The sequence below is a fragment of the Shimia fortis genome (assembly GCF_040225985.1).
GTDB lineage: Bacteria > Pseudomonadota > Alphaproteobacteria > Rhodobacterales > Rhodobacteraceae > Shimia.
The window spans coordinates 47,641-73,013 of record NZ_JBBPEU010000010.1 but is presented as its reverse complement, the minus strand read 5'-3'; the positions used below and the strand labels follow the sequence as shown (position 1 = coordinate 73,013).

Annotated in this window: 24 protein-coding genes and 1 tRNA gene; 10 read left to right on the top strand and 15 right to left on the bottom strand. The window is 61.7% G+C overall.

The annotated features are described in order from the left end of the window. The first annotated feature begins 50 nt into the window (after nucleotides 1-50). A tRNA-Tyr gene (locus WNE31_RS14775) sits at nucleotides 51-134 on the top strand. A 73-nt stretch (nucleotides 135-207) separates the two neighbouring features. Here the strand turns inward: WNE31_RS14775 and WNE31_RS14770 are convergent. The 4 genes from WNE31_RS14770 to WNE31_RS14755 are packed head-to-tail and all read right to left on the bottom strand — an operon-like array spanning nucleotide 208 to nucleotide 4,116. After that, nucleotides 208-966 (bottom strand): SDR family NAD(P)-dependent oxidoreductase, encoded by a 759-nt coding sequence (locus WNE31_RS14770; RefSeq protein WP_349980719.1) that lies wholly within the window; start codon nucleotides 964-966, stop codon nucleotides 208-210. After that, the gene (locus WNE31_RS14765) at nucleotides 963-1,901 is read right to left on the bottom strand and encodes an SDR family oxidoreductase (protein ID WP_349980718.1); all 939 of its coding nucleotides are present in this window, start codon (nucleotides 1,899-1,901) and stop codon (nucleotides 963-965) included. The genes WNE31_RS14770 and WNE31_RS14765 overlap by 4 nt, the downstream gene beginning before the upstream one ends. Beyond that, on the bottom strand, nucleotides 1,898-2,800 hold the full coding sequence (locus WNE31_RS14760; protein WP_349980717.1) for a bile acid:sodium symporter family protein: 903 nt from the start codon (nucleotides 2,798-2,800) through the stop codon (nucleotides 1,898-1,900). The genes WNE31_RS14765 and WNE31_RS14760 overlap by 4 nt, the downstream gene beginning before the upstream one ends. Continuing rightward, entirely contained in the window at nucleotides 2,797-4,116 is a 1,320-nt protein-coding gene (locus WNE31_RS14755) for a flavin-containing monooxygenase (RefSeq protein ID WP_349980716.1), read from the bottom strand. Before WNE31_RS14755 ends, WNE31_RS14760 begins: the two co-directional genes overlap by 4 nt. A 65-nt stretch (nucleotides 4,117-4,181) precedes the next feature. Between WNE31_RS14755 and WNE31_RS14750 the strand changes: the two genes are divergently transcribed. After that, a complete protein-coding gene (locus WNE31_RS14750) occupies nucleotides 4,182-4,844 on the top strand; it encodes a TetR/AcrR family transcriptional regulator (RefSeq protein WP_349980715.1) in 663 nt (220 codons plus the stop codon). A gap of 9 nt (nucleotides 4,845-4,853) precedes the next feature. On the opposite strand, the gene WNE31_RS14745 is transcribed toward WNE31_RS14750, so the two are convergent. Continuing rightward, a complete protein-coding gene (locus WNE31_RS14745; RefSeq protein ID WP_349980714.1) occupies nucleotides 4,854-5,309 on the bottom strand; it encodes a hypothetical protein in 456 nt (151 codons plus the stop codon). A 52-nt stretch (nucleotides 5,310-5,361) separates the two neighbouring features. Continuing rightward, complete coding sequence (locus WNE31_RS14740) at nucleotides 5,362-5,805, bottom strand: hypothetical protein (protein ID WP_349980713.1); 444 nt, start codon at nucleotides 5,803-5,805, stop codon at nucleotides 5,362-5,364. A 121-nt stretch (nucleotides 5,806-5,926) separates the two neighbouring features. Between WNE31_RS14740 and WNE31_RS14735 the strand changes: the two genes are divergently transcribed. Next, nucleotides 5,927-6,931, top strand: a complete 1,005-nt coding sequence (locus tag WNE31_RS14735; RefSeq protein WP_349980712.1) for a hypothetical protein — start codon at nucleotides 5,927-5,929, stop codon at nucleotides 6,929-6,931. Between the two features lie 80 nt (nucleotides 6,932-7,011). Beyond that, on the top strand, nucleotides 7,012-7,827 hold the full coding sequence (locus WNE31_RS14730) for a phosphatase PAP2 family protein (protein ID WP_349980711.1): 816 nt from the start codon (nucleotides 7,012-7,014) through the stop codon (nucleotides 7,825-7,827). A gap of 6 nt (nucleotides 7,828-7,833) precedes the next feature. On the opposite strand, the gene WNE31_RS14725 is transcribed toward WNE31_RS14730, so the two are convergent. Continuing rightward, nucleotides 7,834-8,763 carry a hypothetical protein gene (locus WNE31_RS14725; RefSeq protein WP_349980710.1) on the bottom strand — a complete coding sequence of 310 codons (930 nt, stop codon included), beginning with the start codon at nucleotides 8,761-8,763 and terminating at the stop codon, nucleotides 7,834-7,836. Nucleotides 8,764-8,953: 190 nt separating this feature from the next. Here WNE31_RS14725 and WNE31_RS14720 point away from each other — a divergent pair, with 190 nt between their 5' ends. Beyond that, complete coding sequence (locus WNE31_RS14720) at nucleotides 8,954-10,246, top strand: O-acetylhomoserine aminocarboxypropyltransferase/cysteine synthase family protein (protein ID WP_349980709.1); 1,293 nt, start codon at nucleotides 8,954-8,956, stop codon at nucleotides 10,244-10,246. Nucleotides 10,247-10,319: 73 nt separating this feature from the next. Here the strand turns inward: WNE31_RS14720 and WNE31_RS14715 are convergent, their stop codons facing one another. Beyond that, complete coding sequence (locus WNE31_RS14715) at nucleotides 10,320-11,015, bottom strand: SIMPL domain-containing protein (protein WP_349980708.1); 696 nt, start codon at nucleotides 11,013-11,015, stop codon at nucleotides 10,320-10,322. Between the two features lie 163 nt (nucleotides 11,016-11,178). On the opposite strand from WNE31_RS14715, the gene WNE31_RS14710 reads away from it, so the two are divergent. Both WNE31_RS14710 and WNE31_RS14705 read left to right on the top strand, forming a co-directional pair. Then, the gene (locus WNE31_RS14710; RefSeq protein WP_349980707.1) at nucleotides 11,179-13,626 is read left to right on the top strand and encodes a hypothetical protein; all 2,448 of its coding nucleotides are present in this window, start codon (nucleotides 11,179-11,181) and stop codon (nucleotides 13,624-13,626) included. Nucleotides 13,627-13,775: 149 nt separating this feature from the next. Continuing rightward, the gene (locus tag WNE31_RS14705) at nucleotides 13,776-14,636 is read left to right on the top strand and encodes a 1-acyl-sn-glycerol-3-phosphate acyltransferase (RefSeq protein WP_349980706.1); all 861 of its coding nucleotides are present in this window, start codon (nucleotides 13,776-13,778) and stop codon (nucleotides 14,634-14,636) included. Between the two features lie 55 nt (nucleotides 14,637-14,691). Here WNE31_RS14705 and hppD read toward each other — a convergent pair whose 3' ends face one another. Then, entirely contained in the window at nucleotides 14,692-15,789 is a 1,098-nt protein-coding gene (gene hppD / locus WNE31_RS14700; RefSeq protein ID WP_349980705.1) for a 4-hydroxyphenylpyruvate dioxygenase, read from the bottom strand. 152 nt (nucleotides 15,790-15,941) lie between these two features. Between hppD and WNE31_RS14695 the strand changes: the two genes are divergently transcribed. Both WNE31_RS14695 and WNE31_RS14690 read left to right on the top strand, forming a co-directional pair. Then, nucleotides 15,942-16,397, top strand: a complete 456-nt coding sequence (locus WNE31_RS14695; RefSeq protein WP_349980704.1) for an Lrp/AsnC family transcriptional regulator — start codon at nucleotides 15,942-15,944, stop codon at nucleotides 16,395-16,397. Between the two features lie 23 nt (nucleotides 16,398-16,420). After that, entirely contained in the window at nucleotides 16,421-18,295 is a 1,875-nt protein-coding gene (locus WNE31_RS14690) for a monovalent cation:proton antiporter-2 (CPA2) family protein (protein ID WP_349980702.1), read from the top strand. Between the two features lie 37 nt (nucleotides 18,296-18,332). Here WNE31_RS14690 and cobT read toward each other — a convergent pair whose 3' ends face one another. After that, complete coding sequence (gene cobT / locus WNE31_RS14685) at nucleotides 18,333-19,343, bottom strand: nicotinate-nucleotide--dimethylbenzimidazole phosphoribosyltransferase (RefSeq protein WP_349980700.1); 1,011 nt, start codon at nucleotides 19,341-19,343, stop codon at nucleotides 18,333-18,335. Nucleotides 19,344-19,426: 83 nt separating this feature from the next. Between cobT and cobS the strand changes: the two genes are divergently transcribed. Continuing rightward, the gene (cobS, locus tag WNE31_RS14680) at nucleotides 19,427-20,176 is read left to right on the top strand and encodes an adenosylcobinamide-GDP ribazoletransferase (RefSeq protein ID WP_349980698.1); all 750 of its coding nucleotides are present in this window, start codon (nucleotides 19,427-19,429) and stop codon (nucleotides 20,174-20,176) included. A 126-nt stretch (nucleotides 20,177-20,302) separates the two neighbouring features. On the opposite strand, the gene WNE31_RS14675 is transcribed toward cobS, so the two are convergent. From WNE31_RS14675 to WNE31_RS14655, 5 genes are all read right to left on the bottom strand, one after another. Continuing rightward, on the bottom strand, nucleotides 20,303-20,818 hold the full coding sequence (locus WNE31_RS14675; RefSeq protein ID WP_349980696.1) for a CarD family transcriptional regulator: 516 nt from the start codon (nucleotides 20,816-20,818) through the stop codon (nucleotides 20,303-20,305). Between the two features lie 278 nt (nucleotides 20,819-21,096). Beyond that, on the bottom strand, nucleotides 21,097-21,435 hold the full coding sequence (fdxA, locus tag WNE31_RS14670; RefSeq protein ID WP_349980694.1) for a ferredoxin FdxA: 339 nt from the start codon (nucleotides 21,433-21,435) through the stop codon (nucleotides 21,097-21,099). A gap of 54 nt (nucleotides 21,436-21,489) precedes the next feature. Then, entirely contained in the window at nucleotides 21,490-21,897 is a 408-nt protein-coding gene (locus WNE31_RS14665; RefSeq protein WP_349980693.1) for an RNA-binding S4 domain-containing protein, read from the bottom strand. Nucleotides 21,898-21,914: 17 nt separating this feature from the next. After that, nucleotides 21,915-24,740 (bottom strand): helicase-related protein, encoded by a 2,826-nt coding sequence (locus WNE31_RS14660; RefSeq protein ID WP_349980691.1) that lies wholly within the window; start codon nucleotides 24,738-24,740, stop codon nucleotides 21,915-21,917. Nucleotides 24,741-24,757: 17 nt separating this feature from the next. Further along, nucleotides 24,758-25,318, bottom strand: a complete 561-nt coding sequence (locus WNE31_RS14655; protein ID WP_349980690.1) for a tetratricopeptide repeat protein — start codon at nucleotides 25,316-25,318, stop codon at nucleotides 24,758-24,760. Nucleotides 25,319-25,373: the final 55 nt, after the last annotated feature.

The window sequence follows — 25,373 nt, the reverse complement described above, 5'->3', positions numbered from 1 at the left end:
CCCGCACCGGTAATCAGCCCCTCACACCGAGACCGCAAGGTCTGGAAAGTGGGCGACAGGCCGCAAGGTGTGGCAGGGGACTGTAACTCCCTCGCGGAGACGCACGCTTGGTTCGATTCCAAGGTCGCCCACCACTTTCCCTAAAAGTTCAAATGGTTAGCGCGCAGTTTATGCGTTGGAACAGACCATAAGCGGATGCGTATGGGGCTAGTGCCCCTTGACGTTTTTCTCCATCAGGCGCTGGAACAGGCGCGGGCTGAGGCGGTTGATATAGTAACTCAGCCGCGCCACCCGCCCCACCGGAATAAAATCGCGCCCCTTGTCCAGCCCTTTCAGGATCACGGCGGCGGCTTCGTCCGGAGTCATCACGTCAAATCCGTCAGACGCCGAGCCGGGTCGCGTGGTGCCGTCTTGCCCTGCAGGCACGTGGCCCGTATTGGTCGCCACGAAGGACGGCGCGGCAATGATTGTCCTGACGCCATAAGGCCGCTCTTCTGAACGCAGCGATCCGAACAACCCTTCCAGCGCATGTTTCGACGCGGCATAGGCCGTGCGATGATAGAGCGGCGAAAACCCCGCAACTGAAGATATGGCCAAATGTGTGCCGCGCGCGTCGCGCACCGCTTGCAGGAAGGCCTGCGCCATGTTGGCGGCTGCAAAGAGATTGATTTCAAACACTTTACGCAAGGCGGCCTCGTCCAACCCGTCAAAGGCACCAAGATGGGTGATTCCGGCGTTATAGACCACCAGATCGATCGACTCGCAGCGCGACAGCACGGCCTTGGTCGCCCGCGCCAGGGCTTCGGGATTGGTCAGGTCACAGGTGATCGGGATTTGCGTCGGGGTGTCCTCCATCCCTTCAGTGTGAAGGTCCAGCAGCACCACGCGCCAACCCCGCGCCTGCAACGCCGCAGACAAAGCACGGCCCAGACCGCCATTGCCGCCCGAAATAACCGCCGTTTTCACACGCCTGCCCTTTCGCGCCAGAACTCGAATACCTCGGCGCTGGTCTTTTCGGGCACATAGCCGAACTCACGCTTCAGGGCGTCATTGGCGAGCACGGGCCGGTATTGCAGGAACCGCACCTGTTCGGGGCCATAGCGGCTGAGGCCAAGGGGTTTGGCCACCGCAAGGGCCGATTTCAGCACCCAGGCCGGAATGCGTTTGACCGGTTTGCCCATGGCACGGGCCAGATCCGTGACGCCCAGCGCCCCATCGCCAGCCACGTTGAAAATCCCCGTCGGCCCGTCGGTGGCGGCCCGTTTCAGAATCCGCGCAAGATCACGGCTCCAGATAAAGACAAAGGGGCTTTCGCTGCCAGTCACGGCCAGAAGGCTGGGCTTGTGGAACAACGCGGTAATCTGGTTCTCGGTTCCCTGCCCCAGCACGGTGCCCACCCGCAGCACAACCTGTTCCAACTCGGGGTCGGTGTCGCGGGCCTCGGCCAGCATTTCCTCGACCAGCCGTTTGTGGTGGCTATAGGGGAAGGCCTCGTTGCCGCGTACCGGATCGCTTTCGCGCAAGGGCACAGGGTTGTCCGGGTGATAGCCATACGCCGCCCCAGAAGACGTCACGACCAGACGCCGTGTGCCCGCCGCCAGCGCCGCCTCGAGCACGTTTTCGGTGCCACGCACATCGACCGCATATTCAAGATCTCGGGTCGACCCCCTGGGCGGGGTCACGATCGAGGCCAGATGCACGATCACCTCGGGCCGGGTCTCGGAAATGACGCGCGCAGGGTCATCCGTGGTCACGTCCATCTTGTGAAACGCGGTGCCAGCGGGCAGGTTTGCGGGCGCATTCAGATCGGTGGCAATGACCTCGTGGTCCGTGTCGGCCAATTCTTCGAGAAGGGCGCGGCCTATCATGCCCGCCGCGCCAGTAATCAGGATACGTGTCATCGTGCGGCCTCGGTTCTGCTCATGAATTTTGCCAGCACGATCCCCGACAGGATGTGCCAGATCCCCCAGAAGGCCGCGACAACGGCCATGCCGCCAAGCCCATGGAAAAAACCGAAGATCAGAACCAGCCCAAGGCCCGAGTTCTGGATTCCGGTCTCGATAGTGATGGCACGGCGGTCAAAGGGCGACAGCCCGGCCAGCGTCGCAAGGGCAAAGCCTCCGCCCAGCGCAAGGCCGTTGTGCAACAGCACCAGCACCGCCACCAACCCGGCATAGGTCAGGAAGTAGCTCCAGTTCGCTGCAATCGCGAGCAGCACGAAGGCGATGAAAATCCCCATCGACACCCATTGCAGCGGCGTACGCAGCTTTGCGGTGATGTCAGGGCGCCGGATATTCAGGGTAATGCCCAACACCAGCGGCAGCACCAACATGAACCCGACCGTGATCGCGACCGACACCGGATCAACCGACGTCGCGCGCAGGATTTCGCGGGTGGGTTCATAAAGGCTGCCCCAGAAGGCGATGTTGAACGGGGTCAGGAAAATCGCCCCCACGGTGGAAAACGCGGTCAGGCTGACCGAAAGCGCGGCATTGCCCCCCGCCCGATGGGTAATGAAGTTCGAAATATTCCCCCCCGGACAAGCCGCAACCAGCATCAGGCCCAGCGCAATCGAGGGCTGGGGGGTGGTCAACAGGACCAATCCGAACGTCAGCGCAGGCAACAGCAGGAATTGCGATACCAGCCCAACCAGTACGGGTTTCGGCCCGCGCGCCAGACGTTTGAAGTCTTCGGGCACAAGGTCGATCGCGATCGAGAACATGACCACTGCCAGAATGCCGTTCAACAGCATCAGGGACCCGGGGCTGAAATTCAGAACAACGTCATCGACCGGCGTCATGCGCGCACTCCCTTGGCAAGGCGGTCGATCCATTTGGTCACGGCACCGCGATAGGTGGCCTTGTCCACGTAATAGGCCATGCGGGCGAGCTTAAGGTAATTCATCCCCCCTGTCGCGCGTTCAAACCCGGCGGATTTTTCGGCTCTCAGATCACGCGCCGCGGGGTTATCGGTTTCCAGCCCCTTGATATAGCGGGCCACCATCTCGGCCTGTTCGTGACGGCCCTGCCAGCCAAGGCCCGTGGCCTCGACCATGCCCAGCACGAACAGGTCATCGCGGTCGGGGTGAAAGGCATTCAGATACAGATGCGGCGCATCCCCCTGCCAGTTGAGCAGGTCTTTCGCGATGAACGGATAATGCAGCTTGTACCCCGTCGCGGCCAAAACAAGGTCATAGTCGGCCTGCGAGCCGTCCTTGAAATGCACGGTCTTGCCTGCGAAATGGTCTATGTCGGGGCGGATGGTCAGATCCCCGTGCCCCGCATGGTATAGTACCAGCGAGTTGACGACCGGATGGCTCTCATAGAGTTTGTAGTCCGGTTTCGGGAAGCCGTATTTCTGCGGGTCGCCAACGAACCATTTCAGGATCAGGCTGTCCATTGGCCGCTTGATCCACATCGGCAGCTTGACGGCCCCGCCCAACGTGTCGGCAGGTTTGCCAAAGACGTATTTCGGCACGAAGTAATACCCCCGCCGCATGGACAGGTCGGTTTTCGTGGCGTGGTGGATGGCGTCCACGGCAATGTCACAGCCGGAATTGCCCGCCCCGACCACCAACACCCGTTTGCCGTCGAACTGACTGGCGCGACGGTACTGGCTGGCGTGGATCAACTCTCCGTCGAACGTGCCCTTGAAGTCGGGCATATTCGGTTCCGAGAGTGTTCCGTTGGCGATCAGGACCCCTTTGAAGGTGGCTTCATGGACCCCGTCCTGATCCTGCCAACTGACACGCCAGCCTTCCCCGCTCTCCCCCAGCGGGGCCACTTGGGTCACACGCGCATTGAACCTGTAATGCGCCCGCAACCCGAAGTGATCTGCAAACCGACGAAAATAGCCGGTCAGGTCTTTGTGTGACGGATACTCCGCGACGGCATCATCCATAGGGAAATCCGCGAACTCGGTCATCCGCTTGGATGAAATCAAATGGGCGCTTTCGTACATGGTGGACAGCGGGGCCTCGATATCCCACAGCCCCCCGACATCCGAGTGCAGCTCGAATCCCTGAAATGGAATATCCTGCTCCTTGAGAACCTTGGCTGCGGCCAAACCCATCGGCCCCGCCCCAATCAGGGCGAATTGTTCGCGCGTATCAGTCATGCTCCCTCCCCGAGCAAAATTTTTCTTATATTGAACAGATGACCAAAATAAGGCAAGATAAATCCATGAAGACAGATTTTACCGATGAAAAACAACGACAACGCGCCCCGTCCAAGCGTTCGTTAGAAACCCGCGCCCGCATTCTTGACGCGGCGGAAAGACTGTTTGCCGAAAGGGGATTCGAGGGGGCATCGATTCGCGATATCGCCCGCGAAGCCGGGGTACAGGCGGGGCTGGTAACGCATCATGGCGGCCCGAAAGAGGACCTTTTTGCGCGGATCGTGGCGCGCCGTGCGGACGAATTGTCGGCCGGACGCCTAAGCGCGCTGGCCTCGCAACGCGAACTGGGGCCGCTCAAGCTGGAAGACGTGATGCGGTGTTTCTTTGAGCCTTATCTCTACAAGGCTGAAACGGGGGGGCCGCAATGGGTGGCCTACGCGCGGCTGATTGCGATGATCTCGGCCGATCCGCATTGGCGCCCGCTGGCCGCGCGGTGCTTCGACCCCACGGCAAACAGGTTTATCGACGCGATCTGCGCGCTGTACCCCGACACGCCGCGCGAAACCATTGCCGCCGGGTTTGTCTATTCTGTATCAGCCATGCTGGCGCTGATCACGTCGCGGTGGCGGGTCAACGCGCTGGGGGATCCGCGCCCCGATGCCGCCAGCCATCTGGACGAGCTGGTCACCTTCTGTGCCGCAGGCATTGATGCGTGTGCCCGCAAATAGACCCGACCATTACTCGAAAAGAACATCCGCACGCGTGAAAACTTCGGTCTGGGTGCCAAGATCGTCATAGAGAAGATCGATCGTCACTGTTTCGATCCCGCCGGGGGCATAGGTGACGGAAAAACCCTGGTCGTCGGGAATCGCCTCGGGGTCGGCCGGATCACAGGCCGTCAGGGGAAACACCGTGAGCGGCCCGTCGTTGATGGCATAGCGCAGTTGATGCAGCCCGCAGCGCCAGTCCACCAGATGCGTGAAATAGAGCCAGTCCTGCCCTTCATATTCGCGCACACCGATCCAGACACGCTTGGTGCGCTCAAGGATCGGGCGCACCTCGGTCGCGGTCAGGTATTTCCGCGTAGGTGTCTGGTCTTCGGCGGCGAACTCTTCCGTCGCACGGGCAGGCCCAGCGACAGCCCCGAGCATGAGTGAAGCGGCGCAAAGGCCCGCAATGACATCCGTTTTCAAAGCTGATCCCCTATCCTGTCACACTGGCTGTCCCACGACGCCGTTCCGCCCTTCAGGGCATCTGAACTTCTTCGCGCTGGAACGTCTCGGTCTGGACCTGCATGTCGTCATACAGGATTTCGACCGTCACGGAGGTGATGCCACCAAGGGGATAGGTCAAGGCGATCTGCGACTCTTGCGGGATGTGGTTGGGGTTCTTGGGATCACAGGGCGCGATCTCCAGCGCCTCAAGCGTGCCGTCATTGACCGCGTATTTGATCTGGTGCAACCCGCAGCGCCACGAAATCAGATGCGTAAAGTAGAGCCAATCCTTACCATCATATTCCCGCACGGCCACCCAGTTGCCCTTGGTCATCTCGAGGATCGGGCGCACCTCGGTCGCGGTCAGGAACTTACCGCTCGGGGTCTGGTCCTCGGCGGTGAATGTCTGGTCTGCTGAGACCATTGTGACCACACAACTGGCCAGCACGACAAAAAACGGGACAAGTCTTTTCATTCCACGGATCCTTTGCAAAAATATGCCCTTACAGGCTTGAAAATCACGCAACTCCCTACTGTCCTGCAGGGGATAACCGGCCTATAGTCGGTGCGAGGTATGGTGCAGGGTATTGATAAAAATGGCAACAAAAGCGTCGAAAAGCGACCCGTTCAACATTCTGATCGTGGCACAGGCAGGACGTCTGCAATATGAGGCGGTGCTGTTCATCGCGTCATTGCGGGCCATGTCCCCTAAGTTTCCGGGCCGTGTGATCGTCGCCGAACCCCAGCCCGGCCCGCTATGGCAGCAGGATCCGCGCATCCATCAGGATGTCGTGCGCGATTTCCTCATAGAAAACGGGGCCGAGATCATCCCCTTCGAGTCGCGGCTTTTCGGACAGACCTATGTTTATGGCAACAAGATCGAGGCGCTGTCCGTCTTGCCGGAGGGCGAACCCTTCGTGTTTTTCGACACGGACACGTTGGTGACCGGCGACCTGATGACGGTGCCGTTTGATTTCGAGCGGCCCGGGGCGTCGCTGCGCGTCGAGGGTACGTGGCCCAAGCTTGAACTCTACGGGCCGGGCTATACCGAGACCTGGAAATCGCTTTACGACAAGTTCGGGCTGGACTTCGAAAGCTCGCTCGACTTGTCGCAACCCGACGAATACTGGCGGCGCTATCTTTATTTCAACGCCGGGTATTTCTTTTACAAATGCCCCAAACTGTTCGGAGAGCGGTTTGCGGACTACGCCACCGCGATCCGCGATGACGCCCCGCCCGAGCTGGTCTGTCAGGAACTGCACCCGTGGCTGGATCAGGTGACCTTGCCCCTGGTGATCCATTCTTTCGGCGGCGGGCGCGATGCCCTGCCTGCGGGGTATCTGGACGGGGATATCACGTGTCACTACCGCCTGTTGCCGCTGCTTTACGCCCGCGAGAGCGACAAGGTGGTCGAAGTACTGGAAGAAATCACGGCCCCCAACAAGGTCAAGAAGGTACTGAAACAGCACGACGCGATGAAGCGGATGATCTATCAGGGCCGCGGCCAGAAGGTGCGCGCCCTGTTCGACCGCGACCACCTGCCCCGCCGCGAACAGGCGATCCGTAACACCATCAAGCGCAACGGATTCTGGATGCGGTAAACACAACCGTGCCACGCGCTGTTACGGTCTTGTCGCGCGACCATCACCGACCTGTTACGCAACGCTTTTAGGCGCGGGGCATGACCCGCTACGCCCAAATACACGATCGCAACACTGGCCTTGCTGGGTTGGACCACCCCAGCCTGATCCGTCCATGGATGATCGCGATGGGCATATCTGCCACGCTGTTCACCCTGTTTCCCGGCACGGATCTTTGGGCCAGCGCCCTGTTCTATTCGGACGGGTTCATCTTGCAGGACCGGGCACATATCGAGGGGGTGCGCCACGCTTTGTTGGGGCTGTCCCTGATCCCCTGTGTTCTGGCGTTGCTTGAGCTGGGCATCTCGCTGGTCACGTCACACCCCATCCTGATGCTGCGCCGACACATGGCTTTTATCCTCTGCCTGTTTGCCCTTGCGCCGGGGCTATTGGTGAATGGCCTGTTGAAACGGCACTGGGGTCGGGCGCGCCCCGTCCGGACTGAAGAGTTTGGCGGGCAGGCCGAATTTACTCCGGCCCTTGAGATCACCAACCAATGCGGGGGCAATTGTTCTTTCGTGTCCGCCGAGACGGCCTCTGTCACGGCGGGCGCGATTTCTGTCTATCTTCTGACCGCCCGCCTGCAGCACAGAGGCTGGCGCCTGTCCCTGCGCGCCTTGGCCTGTCTGGTGCTGTTTTCTGTTGCGGTGATGCGCATCGCGCTTGGGCGGCATTTCCTGTCGGACGTAGTGTTCGCGGGGCTGTTTACACTGGGATGTGCGTTGCTTCTGGCGCGGCAGGGTCAGGTCAGCCCGCGAAAGGCGCTGGCCCGGTTGCGGCGACGGGCACGGATGCTTGGCCTTCCCGCGCCCCTGCTCTCCAAGGGTCCGGGCGCCCGCCCTGTCAATCTGCCATGACGTTCCTCAGAAAACCTCGCCCTGCAAAACCCGGGTCAGGTCCAGCGCAAAGGGCAGATGCGTGTTCAGGTGGTGCCCCGCCCCCGCTACCGTGTGGAACGTGGCGGCGGGGTGCGTATTCAGGCCGCCGAACAGGTCCAGCGCCCCAAGGTATTGCCGGACATGGGAAAAGGGTTCCGGCAACAGGATCGGCGCGCCAAGGGTCACGATATCGGCACGACGTATCTTCTCAAGACTCTGCCCTGCGCCGGACATGGCCAGAACCTCGAAAGCAAAGGAGATCGACAGGCACCCCTTGCTGTGGCCAGACAGGGACAGGATTTCACGCCCCTCATCCTGCAACAACGCGACAAGCGTCGCGGCATCGGCGCGTTTGGCGGCATGGTCGCGCATGTCCTGTTCCGGAGCCGACAGAATGGCGACATCCGCCGCAGCCTCGGCGGCCTCTTTCTGGGCCATGTGCAACAGATGCTGGACCCGCCCGGGCGCGGCTAGGATCACGCCGCCGCCCAAAACCTCAGACAAAAGATCGCCCAGCCCATAGCCCGCGACGATCGCCCCGACCGGTTCGCCATAGATATTGGCCAGCGCCCGGGCAAAGGCCGCTGCGCCAAGGTTCGAACATCCCAGCCCCGCCACAGCAAAGCGGCGCAGCGTCCGGCCCGGCGCACGTTTCAGAGCGGCGGCATCTTCAAAGAGTTCAAGGCTGATCTCGCCCTTCCGGCCCTCGGGCCATGCGACAACGATGGCCCCCGCCTGTACCGGGCTGCGCAACATCAGCGCGCGTTCTCCCGCCTGCAGGGCGACCACATCATACATCACCCAGTCCAACCCCGCATTGCGCAAACGCATTCCCGCCAGAACGGGGGTCAAGGCGGGCGGAATCGTACCGCTCGGATCAAAGGAAGTAGGCAACGGTCCAACAGGCAGGCGCATGGCACGGTTTTCCAGAAGATTTGCTGCATTGCAGCATAAACCATTTTCACCCGCATTTCAATCACGGCGGACCCTGTTCCGGTGCAAAGCACGGATCAGGTAGATTTTCCCGAATATGTTGAATGCGTTGCACCCCCGCGGCCAACCCCCTAAAGATTTCCGCAACGGAATTTCAACGGGAGGAACATCCATGTCCGAAGGCCCCAGCTACGGCTTCGATACTTTGCAAATTCACGCGGGCGCGCGCCCCGATCCGGCGACCGGCGCACGCAATACCCCGATCTACCAGACCACGGCCTACGTGTTCCGCGATGCCGAACACGCCGCCGCGCTCTTCAACCTGCAGGAAGTGGGCTATATCTACTCGCGCCTGACCAACCCGACCGTGGCCGTGCTGCAAGAGCGGCTGGCGACGCTGGAAGGCGGCGTCGGGGCGGTGTGCTGTTCCTCGGGTCACGCGGCGCAGATCATGGCGCTGTTCCCGCTGATGGCGCCAGGGCGCAACGTGGTGGTGTCGACCCGTCTTTATGGTGGCTCGATCACCCAGTTCAGCCAGACCATCAAGCGTTTTGGCTGGACCGCGAAATTCGTGGACATCGACGATCTGGACGCGGTCGAGGCCGCGATTGACGACGACACCCGCGCGGTATTCTGCGAGGCAGTCGCCAACCCAGGCGGCCATGTCGCCGATCTCGACGCGATCTCTGCCGTCGCCGACAAGGCGGGCCTGCCGCTGATCGTCGACAACACCTCGGCCACACCTTACCTGTGCCGTCCGATCGAACATGGCGCGACACTGGTGGTGCATTCGATGACCAAATACCTGACTGGCAACGGTTCGGTCACAGGCGGTGTGGTGATCGACTCGGGCAAGTTCGACTGGTCGGCCAGCGACAAGTTCCCGTCGCTCTCTGAACCCGAACCCGCCTATCACGGCCTCAAGTTCCACGAGACCTTTGGCCCGCTGGCCTTTACCTTCCACGGCATTGCCATCGGTCTGCGCGACCTCGGCATGACGCTGAACCCGCAGGCGGCGCATTACACGCTGATGGGGATCGAAACCCTGTCACTGCGCATGGAGCGTCACACCCAGAATGCCGAGAAAGTCGCGGCCTGGCTGGAAACGCACCCGCATGTGGACGGCGTGACCTATGCCGGTTTGCCGTCTTCGCCCTATTACGAACGCGCCCAGCGGATCTGCCCCAAGGGCACCGGGGGTCTGTTCACCGTGGCGCTGAAAGGTGGCTATGACGCCTGCGTCAAATTCGTCGACAGCCTGGAACTGTTCAGTCACGTCGCCAACCTCGGTGACACGCGCAGCCTTGTGATCCACTCGGCCTCGACCACACACCGCCAGCTGACACCGGAACAGCAGGAAGCGGCTGGCGCAGGTGCGAACGTGGTGCGCATCTCGATCGGGATCGAGAATGCCGAAGACCTGATCGCAGATCTGGACCAGGCGCTGAACGCGGCGCACGCCTAAGACACCGCCCCCGGGACAACAAAAGGCCGCGCAGGACTGCGCGGCCTTTTTCGTGGTGCCGAGAAACCGCGCCCTACTCTGCAATCGCGAAGACCATCCTGACCTGCGCGCGCACGGTCATTTCTCCTTCGGCCACGGGCATCGCCGCATCCGCGACCATCTCGGCGCGCATCATGGGAACGGGGCGTGGCAGGTCGCCGCCGCCTTCGGACAGCTCAACCACGGGCCCGAGTGTGACGCCGGCGGCCTCGGCATAAAGGGCGGCCTTTGCCTGTGCGTCGGCCACGGCAGCCCGGCGCGCAAGGTCGTGGTAGCCGTCCATTTCCTGAACTCCGAACCGCAACCCATTGAATTCATTTGCACCATCCTGAACCACATTGGTCAAAACCTCCCCAAGCGTGGACAGGTCTCGCACCCGTACCGTTACGGTGTTGGTCGCGCGATACCCTTCCACCACGGGGGGCTTGCCATCATTCGAATGCCGCCGCACCGGATGCAGCGACAGGTTGCTGGTCTGGATATCACGCGTTGCGACGCCCATCGTGTCCAGCCGGGTCAGGATGTCATTGGCCTTGTCCGCGACCTCGGAAATGGCCGCGCGGGCCTCTTTTGCCTCGTGCGAGACGCCCAATGTCATCACCGCCATATCCGGCACGACCTCGATCCGGCCTGCGCCGGTCACGACGATCCGACCTGCCTTTTGCGGGGTTTCGGCCGCAACCGCGACGACGCATCCCAAGTAAACCAGAAATCCTAATATTATCCGCATCTTGCAGCCCTTTCTTGCCTGTTGTGACCCCCACCCTAGCAAAGCTGGCGGGACAAAGCGCGCCCGTCACCGTCTTTTCCTTTCTTTCGGCAATAAGCTGCCTTAAACTTTCGCCACACAGGAAATGCTTCTTTGTTTTGTTACCAGGTGCTAAAGCCGCAACATGAAACCGAATTTTGCGCTATCGCTGTCGTTTGAGGGGATCGGCCTGCTACGCCGTGTCGAAGGTGGCTGGCACCTGTTGGCCGAGGTGGCGCTTGATTCGGACGATTTGGCGGGCGACTTGGCCGCGATGCGCCAAATGGCGGTTGATCTGGATGGTCCGGATTTCCGCACCAAGCTGATCCTGCCTAATGATCAGATCAAATATCTGACGCTGGACACCGGCCGCCAGAGCGAAGCCAACCGCCGCCTTGCCGCCGAAACCGCGCTGGAAGAAAGCACGCCCTACCGCGCAGAGGACCTGTGTTTCGACCTTGCCAAAGACGGTCGGAAAACCCATGTCGCCGCCGTGGCCCGCGAAACGCTGGAAGAGGCCGAGTCCTTTGTGGCCGAGCATGCGTTCAACCCGGTCAGCTTTGTTGCGACCCCCGACCCCGAAACCGGTTTCGCCCGCGAGGCATTCCTGGGCGATACCCAAGCCAGTACAACGCTTCTGGCGGGGGCCACACTCGAACGTGACACCACCCCGGTGGTGATCGTGGGCTCCGGTCCATTGCCTTTGCCAGAGCCTGAGCCTGCCCCAGAGGCAACGGACGCGGCAGAGCCCCTAGATGACGGGGCCTTGCTGTCCCTGCCGCAAGAGGCCGGGGACACGCCCCCCGAAGACGAAGGCGCAGCCCGCACGGCCGACCCCGGCGACAGAGCAGACGAAACACCTATCGAAGCCCCAGCCGATCCCACACCCGGCTTTGCCAGCATACGGGCGCGCAAGGAGGCGGATGCCGCACCTGCGGCTGCGCCGGCACTTGGTGCGGCTGCGTCATCACAGACCGGCGTCAACGCCCCCGACCTGCCCCCGGCGCCAAGTGCAAGCCGTCTGACCGAACAGACCGAGCCGCGTTTTGATCCGGCCAAACTTGTGGCCGGATTCAAGATCGACGAGGACGAGGTCGAGGAAGAGACAGGCACGACCGGCGGCACGGTCACGTCTTTCTTCAGCCGCCGTAGCAAACCCGAGGCAACGTCCGCACCAGAGCCGGAAACCAAGCCCGAAAGCAAAGCCAAGGTCCCGGAGACAAAAGCAGAGACTGCCGCAGCGAGTTCCGAAAAGCGCCGCATGACCGTGTTCGGTGCGCGCGAGACCGAAGTCGCGGGCAAGCCGCGTTTTCTTGGCCTGATCCTGACTGCCCTGCTGTTGGTCGGGTTGGCCCTTGTGGCGGCCTGGGCCTCGTTCTTCCTTGAGGATGGGGTCAGCAGCCTTTTCCCGGATGAAGAGGAAATCGCCCCCCAGATCGTCGAGATCGCACCGGCGCCGCTGCCGGGCGATACGGTGCCTGCCCCGGCGCCCGAAGATCTTGAAATCGTGACCATCCCCGAAGGCCACGCCGAGAAACCGCCCGTTGAAACGGTGCGGGTCAGCCCCGAGGCTGTCGAAACCCTTGAGACGGGCACCGTCGATGCCGCGGGCAATCTGGTCGACAGCGCGCTGGTGGAAGCCACAGAAGAAGACATGGCCCATCCCACCGCCCCGACCGAGCAGGAAGCCCGCGCGCGTTATGCTGTGACCGGCATCTGGGAACGCGCGCCCGAACCGCCGGCGACGCTGACCAGCGGGGGTACGGATGACCTTTACATCGCTTCAATTGATGCGCCGATTCCGGGCGTGGATGCGCTGGCGCTGCCGGATGTGAGCGGGCTGATGCTAGACGCGTCATTGCCGCGCCAGATCTCGACCCCCGCCGTGGGTACCACCTATGATCTGGACGAGCGTGGCCTCGTAATTGCGACCCCAGAAGGTGCGTTGACACCCTCGGGCACGCTGGTCTATCTCGGGCGTCCGCCTGTGCTGCCCGACACATTCCCTGACCGCGAGGCACTGGCCCAATCCATCCTGTCGGAAGAGGCCGCGCGGCTTGCCGAGCTTCGCCCACGCGCACGCCCCACCGACCTTGTTGAAAACAGCGAACGCGCCGCGAATGGTGGTCTGTCGATCGCCGAACTTGGCAACAAGCGCCCCAAGGCCCGCCCGTTCACCAGCAAGGAAGAGCAGGAGCTAGATCAAACCCCGACGCGGTTGGCGGTGAAAGAGTCTCTGAAACCGCGCCAGCGCCCGGCCAATATTGCGCAGCTTGCCAACCGCGCGAAACCCGCCGATCCGGTGGTGGCTTCGCCTGTTGCGGCCAGTGTGACACCCTCGATCCCGTCCAAGGCGTCGGTGGCACGTCAGGCCACAATCAAAAACGCGATCAACCTCAACAAGGTCAACCTGATCGGCGTCTACGGCACTGCCTCGAGCCGCCGCGCGCTGGTGCGTTTGTCGTCGGGGCGGTACAAAAAGGTACAGGTCGGCGACCGGATCGACGGCGGCAAAGTGTCCGCTATCGGCGAGACCGAGCTGCGCTATCAGAAATCCGGCAAGAACATCGTGCTGAAGCTGCCAAAAGGGTAACGCGGCGCGTTTTCCAGACCTCGAAACGTCTTTGCTCTGTCCGGGCGCGCAAATTCATGATGCGCGCGCGCGATAACTTGTGCTAGCGTGGCCGAACCTTGCGCGGGAACGACGAGACGACCTTGGAAAAGAAGAACAAAACCAATCCCATGGACGACCTTCTTCGTGCACGGCTTCAGATCACAGAAGGGGCAGCGTTGCGCATCAAGGCGCTGCGGATGGCCATGTCAGTGATCGACGCCTTCAACCGCACCTTTACGGGCCAGAGTTTCTTTGCCTTGCGCGAGGTAGAGAACATCCTGATCCGGCTGGATGGCCGACAAGGGCGCGACCTGATCCAGATGCTGCTGGATGAAAACGGCGGCACGCCGGTGACGCCCCATGGTCTTGAGAATATCCCAAAAACCGGCCCCACGATCATCGCCTCGACGCATCCCGTGGGGACGTTTGATTTTGTGGCCCATGCGGCCGCGCTGATGGATCACCGCACCGACATCAAGGTCGTCGCCAACCGCGAGGCCGAGCGGTTTCTGGGCGAAGACACAATCATTCCGGTGGACGTGGACAAGAACAACCGCACCCAGCGCGCCCGTGCCACGCAGCACGAGATGAAAGCCCATCTTGAAACCGGCGGCGCGCTGCTGATCTTTGGATCGGGGCGCGTGCCGTTCGAGGACAAGAACGGGTATCTTGTCGAACCCGAATGGCGCAGCGGCACCACCCGCGTGTCCGCCGCCTGCAATGTCGAAATCGTGCCTGCCTCGGCCAACATGCGCAATTCGCGCCATTATTATCGCACCCGCAACATCGCGCGGTTCCTGAGCGGCGGCAACGAGGGCTTTGCCCGCACCGTCGCCTCGTTGCGCTATGCGTCGGAATTGTTTGCCAAGCTGGGGCAGAAACATGACGTGTTCTATGGCGCCCCCCTACCGCCGGGCACCCCGCCCGAGCAGATCAAAGAAGCGGCCGAGACACTCGCCCCCGGCCTCTACCGCCCTGCCCCTGTATAAAAAACGCCGCCCGACCCATTGGCCGGACGGCGCACCTCCCTGAAGACTTCGGGCCTTATTCGGCGGCCTGAATTTCTCCGGTTTCGATCTGTTCCCGTTCGATCGACTCGAACAGGGCCTTGAAGTTGCCTTCGCCGAACCCGTCATCGCCTTTGCGCTGGATGAATTCAAAGAAGATCGGGCCGATCACGGTTTTCGAGAAGATCTGAAGCAGGATCTTGGTCTCGCCGCCGTTCACCACGCCTTCTCCGTCGATCAGGATGCCATGCTTCATCATCCGGTCCTTGGGTTCGTCATGACCCTTCACGCGCTCATAGCTGAGATCGTAATAGGTTTCGTTCGGACCGGGCATGAATTTCAGGCCCTTCTCGGCAATCGCATCGGTCGAGCCATAGATGTCGTCGCTGCCCACGGCGATGTGCTGGATGCCTTCGCCATTGTATTTTTTCAGATAGCTGACGATCTGGCCCGTTTCGCCGCGGTCTTCGTTGATCGGGATGCGGATTTTGCCACAGGGCGAGGTCAGCGCACGGCTGAACAGGCCGGTGAATTTGCCCTCAATGTCGAAGAACCGGATTTCACGGAAGTTGAACAGGTCACCGTAGAACTTGAACCACTTGTCCATGTTGCCCTTGTAGACATTGTGGGTCAGGTGGTCGAGGTAATAGAACCCGTCGCCCTTGGGCTTCGAGGTCGCGATCCAGTCGAATTCCTCGTTATAGGGCGAGGTGTCGAAATACTGGTCGGTAAAATACAGCAGGCTGCCACCGATCCCCTTGATCGCAGGCCAGTCGAGTGTTTTGTCGTCGGCCTCGTAAGGTTCGGCACCCTGTGCCACCGCGTGGTCGAACGCCTTTTGCGCATCCACCACGCGCCAGCCCATCGCCGGGGCGCAGGGGCCGTGCTCTTCCACGAAACGCGCAGCAAAGCTGTTTGGATCGGTGTTCAGGATATAGGTGATATCGCCCTGCTGCCACAGCTCGACGGCCTTGGCCTTGTGGTTGCCCACATGGGCAAAGCCCATCTTGGCAAACAGGTCGCGCAGTTCCTGCGGTTCGGGATGGGCGAATTCGACAAATTCGAACCCGTCGGTTCCGGCGGGGTTGAAATCGGAAATCTCGGCCCGGGGGGCATCATGCGGGAAAGGACCCATATCGCGTCTCCTTGGTGTGATGTGCTGAAGTAATGTTCGCTGCACATAATATATGCGGGGCCGCACACGGATTTTGCGCAAAGTGACGTGCAACCTTCACATGAAACGCGTAAACTAAGCATCAAATACACAAACCATGCGGAAAACGTGCAATGCTGGATCACATGGACAAACGCCTGCTGGCGGCTTTGCAGAAAAACGCCCATCTGACGGCGCAAGAGTTGGGAGAGATTCTGAATCTTTCGCCCAGCCAGGCCGGTCGGCGGCGGCAACGGCTGGAATCCGAGGGCTATATCCAGTCTTACACGGCACGGCTTGATCCGGGAAAACTGGGTCTGAACGTGCAGGCCTTTATCCAGATCACGCTGGGGGTGCACGGGCCGGAACATGGCCGCGCCTTCCTGTCCCTGGTCAGCACCCGCCCCGAAGTCATCAGCGCATGGACCCTGACGGGGGATGCGGATTACCTGTTGCGCATCTATTGTGAAGACCTGAGCGCGCTCAATACCTTGATTCACGAAGTGTTGCTGCCACATCCAGCTGTAAGCCGTGTGCAAAGCCAGATTGTGATGGACCAATTCAAACGCGATGCCCCCCTGCCCACCTGAGGCGGCCGCAAAAAGGATAGAAAATGGACGGAGTTCTGTTTCAAGCAACTGTTTTCCTGTTGGCCGCCGTCATCGCGGTGCCTATTGCGGCGCGGCTCGGGATGGGGTCGGTGCTGGGGTATCTGCTGGCCGGTGTGGTAATCGGGCCGGTGCTGGGGTTGATTCACCAACCCGAGAGCCTGCTGCACTATGCCGAATTCGGCGTGGTGATGATGCTATTCCTGATTGGTCTGGAACTCGATCCGCGCGCTCTCTGGGCGATGCGACACAAATTGCTGGGTCTTGGGGGGATGCAGATCGCGCTGACCGGCGGCGCCATCATGGTTGGCACCATGCTGTACGGGTTCTCGATCAATATATCGATCGCCGTTGGCATGATCTTTGCCCTGTCCTCGACCGCGATCGTCCTGCAAACGCTGAACGAAAAGAACCTGATGAAGACCAGCGGGGGGCGGTCCGCCTTTTCGGTGCTTCTGACACAGGATATCGCGGTCATCCCGATGCTGGCCATCCTGCCGCTGCTGGCGATGCCCGAGGTCATGGAGATCACGGCCAACGGATCCATCGTCAAATCCGATCACGGCCATGATGCCCATGCCAGCTACTCACTTGTCGAGGGGCTGCCCGGATGGGGGGTGACGCTCGTCACGCTGGGGGCAGTCGGGGCGGTGGTTCTGGCGGGCATGTACCTAGTCGGGCCGATTTTCCATTTCATTCACGGCGCACGCCTGCGTGAGATGTATACGGCCTTTGCCCTGCTGATCGTGGTTGGCATCGCCCTGTTGATGACCATGGTCGGCCTGTCGCCCGCACTTGGCACCTTTCTTGCGGGGGTTCTGCTGGCCAACACGGAATTCCGGCATGAACTGGAAAGCGATATCCAGCCCTTCAAGGGGCTGTTGCTTGGATTGTTCTTCATCACGGTGGGGGCGCAGATCGATTTTCCGGGGTTCTTTGCCAACCCCTTGCCGATCCTTGGCGTGACGCTCGGGATCATGTTCATCAAGGGCGTGATCCTGTATATCCTCGGACGCGCGTTCAACTTGCGGGGCCGCGATCAGATGCTGTTCACGCTGTCGCTCGCGCAGGCGGGGGAATTCGGCTTTGTGCTGATTTCCTTCTCGCTGCAACAGAACGTGTTGCCGCCCTATCTTGCCGAACACCTGATGCTCATCGTGGCGTTGTCGATGCTGATCACGCCGTTGCTGTTCATCGTCTATGACATTGCCTCGCGCAAACTGGGCGACGGTGACGAAGCGCTGCGCCCCGATGACGAGATCGACGAACAAGGGCCCATCATCATCGCAGGGATTGGTCGTTTCGGGCAAATCGTGAACCGTTTGGTGCGCTCGGTCGGCCTGAAAACCGTCGTGCTGGACCACGATATCCGCACGATCGAACTGATGCGGCGCTTTGGGGTCAAAGGCTTCTTCGGCGACCCCACGCGCCCCGAACTTCTGCATGCGGCGGGTCTGGCCAATGCACGGGTTCTGGTTGCGGCGCTGGATGATCCGGCGGCGACGACCCGGCTTGTCAAACATGCCCGCCGCGAACACCCCGCGTTACATATCGTGGCGCGTGCCCATGACCGGCATCATGTGTATCAACTCTATCAGGCGGGGGCGAATGATATCGTGCGCGAGATGTTCGACTCATCTTTGCGCGCGGGGCGCTATGTGTTGGAGAACAGCGGGCTGAACGACTACGAGGCGGCGCAGGCCGAACAGGCGTTTTACCAGCATGACCGATATACGCTGCGCGAACTGGCCGATCTCTGGGATCCCGAACGTTCCGCCGCCGAGAACCCGGAATATATCGCGCGCGCCCGCGAACTGGAAAAAGAGTTGGAGCTTTCGCTTCTGACCCTTCTGGAGCAGGACAAGGAAAAACGCGCCTGACGATGGCAAAACGGGGCGCAGTCGCGCCCCTGCGCGTTTAGTCTTCCGAGACCCCGGCCTCGGCAAAGGTGGCCATGCCGGAATGGCAGGCCACGGCAGATTTCAGGATATTGATGGCCAAGGCCCCGCCAGACCCTTCGCCAAGTCGCATCCCCAGCGACAGAATCGGCCTCTTGCCCAGCTTGTCCAGAACGGCCTCATGCGCGGCCTCGGCGCTGACATGGCCGGCAATCACGTGGTCCAGCGCCCCCGTCTGCGCCGCCTCAAGCGTGGCCGCCGCCGCAGTGCAGATAAACCCGTCCATGATCACAGGAATGCGCATGGCCCGCGCCCGCGCAATGGCGCCCGCCATCGCCGCCAATTCCCGCCCACCCAGACAGCGCAGCACTTCGAGCCCCTCTGCGCCACCATGTTTGGCGACGCCTTCGCGCACGACGCGGGCCTTGTTGGCGAGACCAGCATCATCCACGCCGGTACCGCGCCCGACCCAATCCTCGGCCGTCCCGCCATATAGGGCAAAAGCAATCGCGGCAGCAGAGGTCGTGTTGCCGATCCCCATTTCACCCACGACCAATAGGTCCGCATCCGTCTTGACCGCGTCCCAGCCCGCCCGCAGCGCCGCCACGACGCCAGCTTCGTCCATGGCGGGCTCTTGGGTGAAATCCGCGGTGGCGGTATCCAGCGACAGCGCGATCACATCCAGCGACGCGCCTGCTGCCTTGGACAGCTGGTTGATGGCCGCGCCGCCATGCTCGAAGTTCAGTACCATCTGCTCGGTCACTTCGGCGGGAAAGGCCGACACACCCTGCGCGGTAATCCCGTGATTGCCCGCAAAGACAATCACCTGCGGGGCATCGATCGCGGGGCGCACGCGCCCGCGCCATCCCGCATACCAGATCGCCATGTCCTCAAGCCGCCCCAGCGCGCCGGGGGGTTTCGTCAACTGGCCGTTGCGCGCTTCGGCCTCGCCCATCGCCTTGGTGTCTGGCCCCGGTGCCGCCCCGAGAAGGGTGTGAAACTCGGCGAGGGTCGAAAAAGTGGCGGACATGGTCGGCGCTCCTGTTGAATTATGCTGTCACGCGTTGTTTACCGGATCAGGCGCGCCCCACAAGTCAGGAAAGAGACCCCGACATGGCAAAGGACGACACATCGCTGCTGCGGTTCGAGGATCTGGCCACGACCATCGCTCTATTGACCCGTGTGCCGGTTCGGGCGCGGTTCGAACGCGGCGCGCGGGCGGCCTGGGCCTATCCCTTCGCCGGCGTGGTGGTCTCGGGCCTCGCGGCGCTGCCGACTTGGGCCGCGCTCTCGGTCGGACTGACACCGATGCTGGCCGCACTGGTGTGGCTGGCGGCGACGGTGGTCCTGACCGGCGCCATGCACGAGGACGGGCTGGCCGATTGCGCCGACGGGTTCTGGGGCGGCTGGGAGACGGCGCGGCGTCTCGAGATCATGAAAGACAGCCAAATCGGCAGCTATGGCGTAATCGCGCTGTGCCTGTCCCTGGCGGGGCGCTGGGGCGCGGTGAGCTTGATCCTTGCGCAAACGGGCTGGTTCCCGGCCCTGCTGGCCACGGCAGTCCTGTCGCGGGCCACGATGCCGGCGCTGATGGCCGCCCTGCCCCATGCCCGTGATTTCGGCCTCTCGCACGCGCAGGGCCGCCCCGGCACTGCCACGGCAATGATCGCAGCGGCGCTGGCTGCTCTGACCGCGCTGGCGCTGTCCGGTCCCTTCGCGCTGATACTGATTGGCCTTGCAGGCCTGTCTGCTCTTTGCGCCGCGCTCATCGCGCGATCCAAGATCGGCGGCCAGACGGGCGATGTTTTGGGCGCGACCCAGCAGATCAGCGAAATTGCCCTGCTCTGCGCCCTGACCCTCTGACCGCGCCCTCTCTTCTTCTTTGCAAAGACACGCTTGCGGCAGGTATGGCAGCCCAAAGCCTGCACCCCGTAAAAGAAAAGGCCGCGCCAGATCGGCACGGCCCTTCGCATCTCATGTGTTTGGTGGTTACGCGGCGGCAGCGCGCGACACCAGCACGTCATCCACCTGCTTGGCGGCGGCGGCTTCGTCACCACCGGATACGGCGGCAACTTCGCGGGTCAGACGCTCCAGCGCGGCTTCATACAGCTGACGCTCGGAATAGCTCTGTTCGCGCTGGTCGTCGGTGCGGTGCAGGTCGCGCACCACCTCGGCAATCGCGATCAGGTCGCCCGAGTTGATCTTCTGTTCATACTCCTGGGCGCGGCGCGACCACATCGCGCGTTTCACCTTGGCCTTGCCCTTGAGCGTCGTCATTGCCTGGTTCACCACGTCGGGCGAGCTCAGACCGCGCATGCCGATCTCGGTCGCCTTGTTGGTGGGAACGCGCAGCGTCATCTTGTCTTTTTCGAACGAGATCACGAACAGCTCCAGCTGCATCCCGGCGACTTCCTGTTCTTCGATGGACACGATCTGTCCAACCCCGTGCGCGGGATAAACAACATAGTCGTTCGGGCGAAATTCGTTCTTCTTGGCTTTGCTCATGCAATCTTTCCTTACGAGTGCCCAGTTATTCGCGAGACAAAACCACACGCACGGGAAAGCAATGTTCCCGATGCGGGTCGTCCTGTGGCGTAAAAAACCATCGCGGGCGTGGCGACCCGGATGGCATGCAGGCAGTTATTTCGTCTGTAACATGTATATAACACAAAAAACGGCCCGATTAAAGCAGGAGCGCCTTATTCGGTCTATTTTCCGTGTTTTCGCAACGATTTAGGCGGGTTTTCTCCGAAATCCGCACCTGTCATCGCCGCGAATCAGTCTCAGCCGCCTTCTCCGGGCGCCTCCGAGAAGTATTTCTCGAGCTTGCCTTCTTCGCCGTCACGCTCTTCCGCGTCGGGCAGCGGGTCTTTCTTGGAGATGATGACCGGCCAGATTTCCGAATATTTCCGGTTGAAGTCGACCCATTTCTCCATGTCCGGTTCGGTATCGGGCCGGATGGCATCCGCCGGGCATTCAGGCTCGCAGACGCCACAGTCGATGCATTCGTCGGGATGGATCACAAGGGTGTTCTCGCCCTCGTAGAAACAATCGACGGGGCAGACTTCCACACAGTCGGTGTATTTGCAGGCGATACAGTTATCGGTCACGACATAGGTCATTAGACGAGTCTCATTTACACATTTTCAGCGAATGACCTAATCCACCGGACCAGATCAATCAAGTTCAACGCCACGTTTAAGATCAAGCTGCCGCCGATCTTTCTTGGTTGGACGCCCCTTTCCCTCATATCTCGGAGAGCGCGGAACTTTGTCTTTGACTTCGCTCAAATCCAAATACAGCTTTTGCGCTTCGGGCGCAGGGCCGCGGTTTTCGGCAAAACCTTCGATCCGCACCACGCGGATGTCACGGGCCTGCGGAAAGGTCAGAACGTCGCCGACGACTACGCCGTGGCTGGGTTTGGCCACCTTGCCGGCGTTCACGCGGACATGGCCGCCGCTAACCACCTTGGCGGCCAGCGTGCGGGTTTTGAAGAACCGCGCATGCCAAAGCCATTTATCAAGGCGTTGTTTGGGGTTTGGCGTGGTCACGACGGATCCCGAAATGGCTGCGGGCCAGAACATCCGGCCCGCCGTTTTCTTCAGCCCTTGTCCTTGAGCCCCATCAGCGCGGCGGCAAACGGGTTGTCGGGGTCAATGGCTTTTTCCTTGCGGGGCGGACGGGCCTCGAACTTTTTGGGGCCTGCGTCGCGGCGCGGGCCTTTACCCTTGGGCTTGCCGCCCTTGCCACGCGGCTTGTCACCCTGGTCATGGCGTCCACCGCCCTGCTGGCCACGGTCACGGCGCGGGCCGCGTCCGGCCTGACGGTTGCCCGCCCAGGTGAACGTGTAGAACACCTCCATCTCGGGGCCGGTATCCTCAGGCGTAGTTTCGACGGCGGGTTCGGCTGCTGCCTCGGCGACTGCGTCCTCGACCGGTGCTTCGACCGGCGCGTCGGCAGGGGCCTCTTCCGAAGGGGTTGCAGCTTCGGCCACGTCCACTGCGGCGGGGACGTCATCCGATGCTCCGGCCGGGGTTTCAGCGACCTGTTTGACCTTTTCGCGCTCGCCCTTCTCGGCTTTGTAGCCAAGGCCCTGCATGAGGTCTGCGAACTGGTCCAGTGTCATGCCGGTGATCGACAGCATGTCGGCCTTGCCCTCGAACCCGCCGCGGCTGTCTTCGACGCGCAGCATGTCAGCCAGACGTTCCAGCATGTCGATACGGATGGCCCGTTCACCCGCAGCACGATAGCCCGCCATGGCGTGATATCCGCGCGGCAGTGACTGGCCAGCCGGCACGGTCACCAGACCCGGCGGTGGTGCTTCGGGGAAATCCTGCAATCCCTGCGCCAGCGACCAGAGCACCAGACGCAGACGGGTCGGCGCGGGTTTCAGCAGAAGCGGCATGAAAATGGTGAACTGGCCAAACCGGATGCCATGCTTGCGCAGCGCGCCGCGGGCGTCCTGATCCAGATCCTTGACTTCCTGGGCTACCTCGCCCCGTGGCAGGATGCCCATGGCCTCGACCATGCGGAAGGCAAAGCCACGCGCCAGGCCGGTCAGTTCTTCGTCACGGCTGAGGTTCAGAAGCGGTTCAAACAGCGCGGCCACCTTGCGGTCGATGAAATGTTGCAGGCGACGCTGGACCTTCTGGGCCACCTCGGCGCCGGCCTCGTCATCAACGAACACCTCGACACCGGGCTTGAGCGGGTCGCTGCCCGCCACCAGTTTGCCCACCGCGTATTCACCCCACATCAGACCACCCTGTTCGGTAAAGTCGATCTCGGTGTCCGGCGCGTTATAGAACCGGTCCGCGCGCAGGTGGAACTGCGGCGCAAGCGCCTGCAGGCTCGCCTGCTTGAGTGTCTTGGCTTCCTGTCCGGCAGCCGCCTGATCCGCGATGAAACGGAACCCTTCGAGCCGACCGACGAATTCTCCTTCGACGGTCACCTCACCCTTGTCATTCACTTCGGCCAAAAGGGCCTCCTTCTGTTTGAGCCGGCGCAGCAATACGGATGTGCGCCGATCCACAAATTTCTCTGTCAGCTTGGCGTGCAGCGCATCCGACAGGCGATCTTCTACAGCGCTGGTCTCGCCGCGCCAATGGTTTTCGTCATGCACCCAGCCGTTTCGCTGCGCGACATATGTCCACGTGCGGATATAGGCCAGACGTTTCGACAATGTGTCAATGTCGCCTTCTGTCCGGTCGATCCTTTTGACCTGCCGCGCCATCCAGTCGTCTGGCACACGCCCTTTTTCGTGCAGATAGCCGAAAATTCCCTCGATCAGGCTGGCGTGTTCAGCGTGGCTGATGCCGCGGAAATCGGGAATGCGGCAAACATCCCACAACAGCCGGACAGATTTCGCATCGCTGGCACGGGCCACCACCTCTGCGGATTGCTGCAGGGATTTGAGCGCCATCAGGTCATCAGCCTCGCGGGCCTTGACCAGCAATTCGTCCTCGGGCGGCACTTCCAGCGACCGGATCAGAGCGTCCACCGTGCCGAATTCAAGCCGCGCATTGCGCCAGTTCAGCTTTTTCAGCGGCGTGAACCGGTGCTCCATGATCGCCTCGGCCACCGCATCGTCCAGCGGCCGCGCCTCGCCCGTGACGCCAAAGGTGCCGTGGCTCATTCCGCGTCCGGCCCGGCCGGCAATCTGCGCCAACTCGTTCGGGGCCAGCGGGCGCATCCGGCGCCCATCGAATTTCACGGTCGAGGAAAACGCGACATGGTCGATATCAAGGTTCAGCCCCATGCCGATCGCGTCGGTCGCGACAAGGTAATCCACATCCCCGTTCTGATAGAGATCGACCTGCGCATTGCGGGTGCGCGGCGACAGCGCCCCCATGACTACAGCAGCGCCCCCTTTCTGGCGGCGCAGCAACTCGGCGATGGCATAGACGCTATCGACCGAGAACCCGACAATGGCCGAGCGTGGCTGCATCCGGCTGATCTTGCGACTGCCGGAATAGGACAGGGTCGACATGCGTTCGCGGCGCATGAACTCGACCCGCGGCACCAGCGCCGCTATCGGCCCGCGCATCGTGTCACTGCCCAGAAACAGGGTTTCGTGCGTGCCGCGCGCGCGCAGCAGGCGGTCGGTGAACACGTGTCCACGCTCAGGATCGGCGCAAAGCTGGATTTCGTCTATGGCCAGAAAATCGGTGCCCATACCCTCTGGCATGGCTTCAACGGTACAGACCCAATATTGCGCGCGCGGCGGCACGATCCGCTCTTCGCCCGTAACAAGGGCTACAACCGACGGCCCGCGCACGGCGACAATCCGGTCATAGACCTCGCGCGCAAGAAGACGCAGCGGCAGCCCGATGATACCGGTACGATATCCCAACATGCGTTCGATGGCATAATGGGTCTTGCCCGTGTTGGTCGGCCCGAGAACCGCCGTGATCCGGCCCGGTAAGGACATGGTGTTGGTCCGCTGTCTTAGAGAGTCTGGCCTTTGACCAGAGGCGCGAGTCGTTGCAGGGCCTCTGTTACGTCGGGGTGGGCGGGATGTATAGCCTTGACCTGAAGATAGGCCTCATAGGCCTCGTCCGGGCGATCAATCATTTCAAACAAGGTGGCCAGCCCGATGATCGCTTCGAAATGCTGCGGGTTCAGCGCCAGCGCCTGTTCCAGATCATGCACCGCCGGCCCCAGAAGGCCCGCATGGAAATAAACCCCGGCCCGCGTCACCCAGCCCTCGGCAAAATCAGGCGCATGATCGACCAGCGCCGTAAGATGTTCGAGCGCCGCTGTGGTATCGCCGCGCTCCATTGCGTCGCGCCCGCGTTTCAGCAGATAATCCGCCGTGGCCGAGCCTGATTTGCTCCATTCCAGCTGGATTTCATCAGCCAGACGCGCCGCATCCCTGGGATCGGCGTCACGCAATTGTAACATCAACGCGTCAAGATCGGCGGATAGCGCAACTGATGGTTGCAAAAACGCTATTGCCGAAAGGGCTGCCGCGACGGTAGGTTTGAGATATTGAGTCAAGATGCCCATAACACGGTTGATATTAGCGTGCGCGCTGTGAATTACCAGATGCGCCAGACCCCGG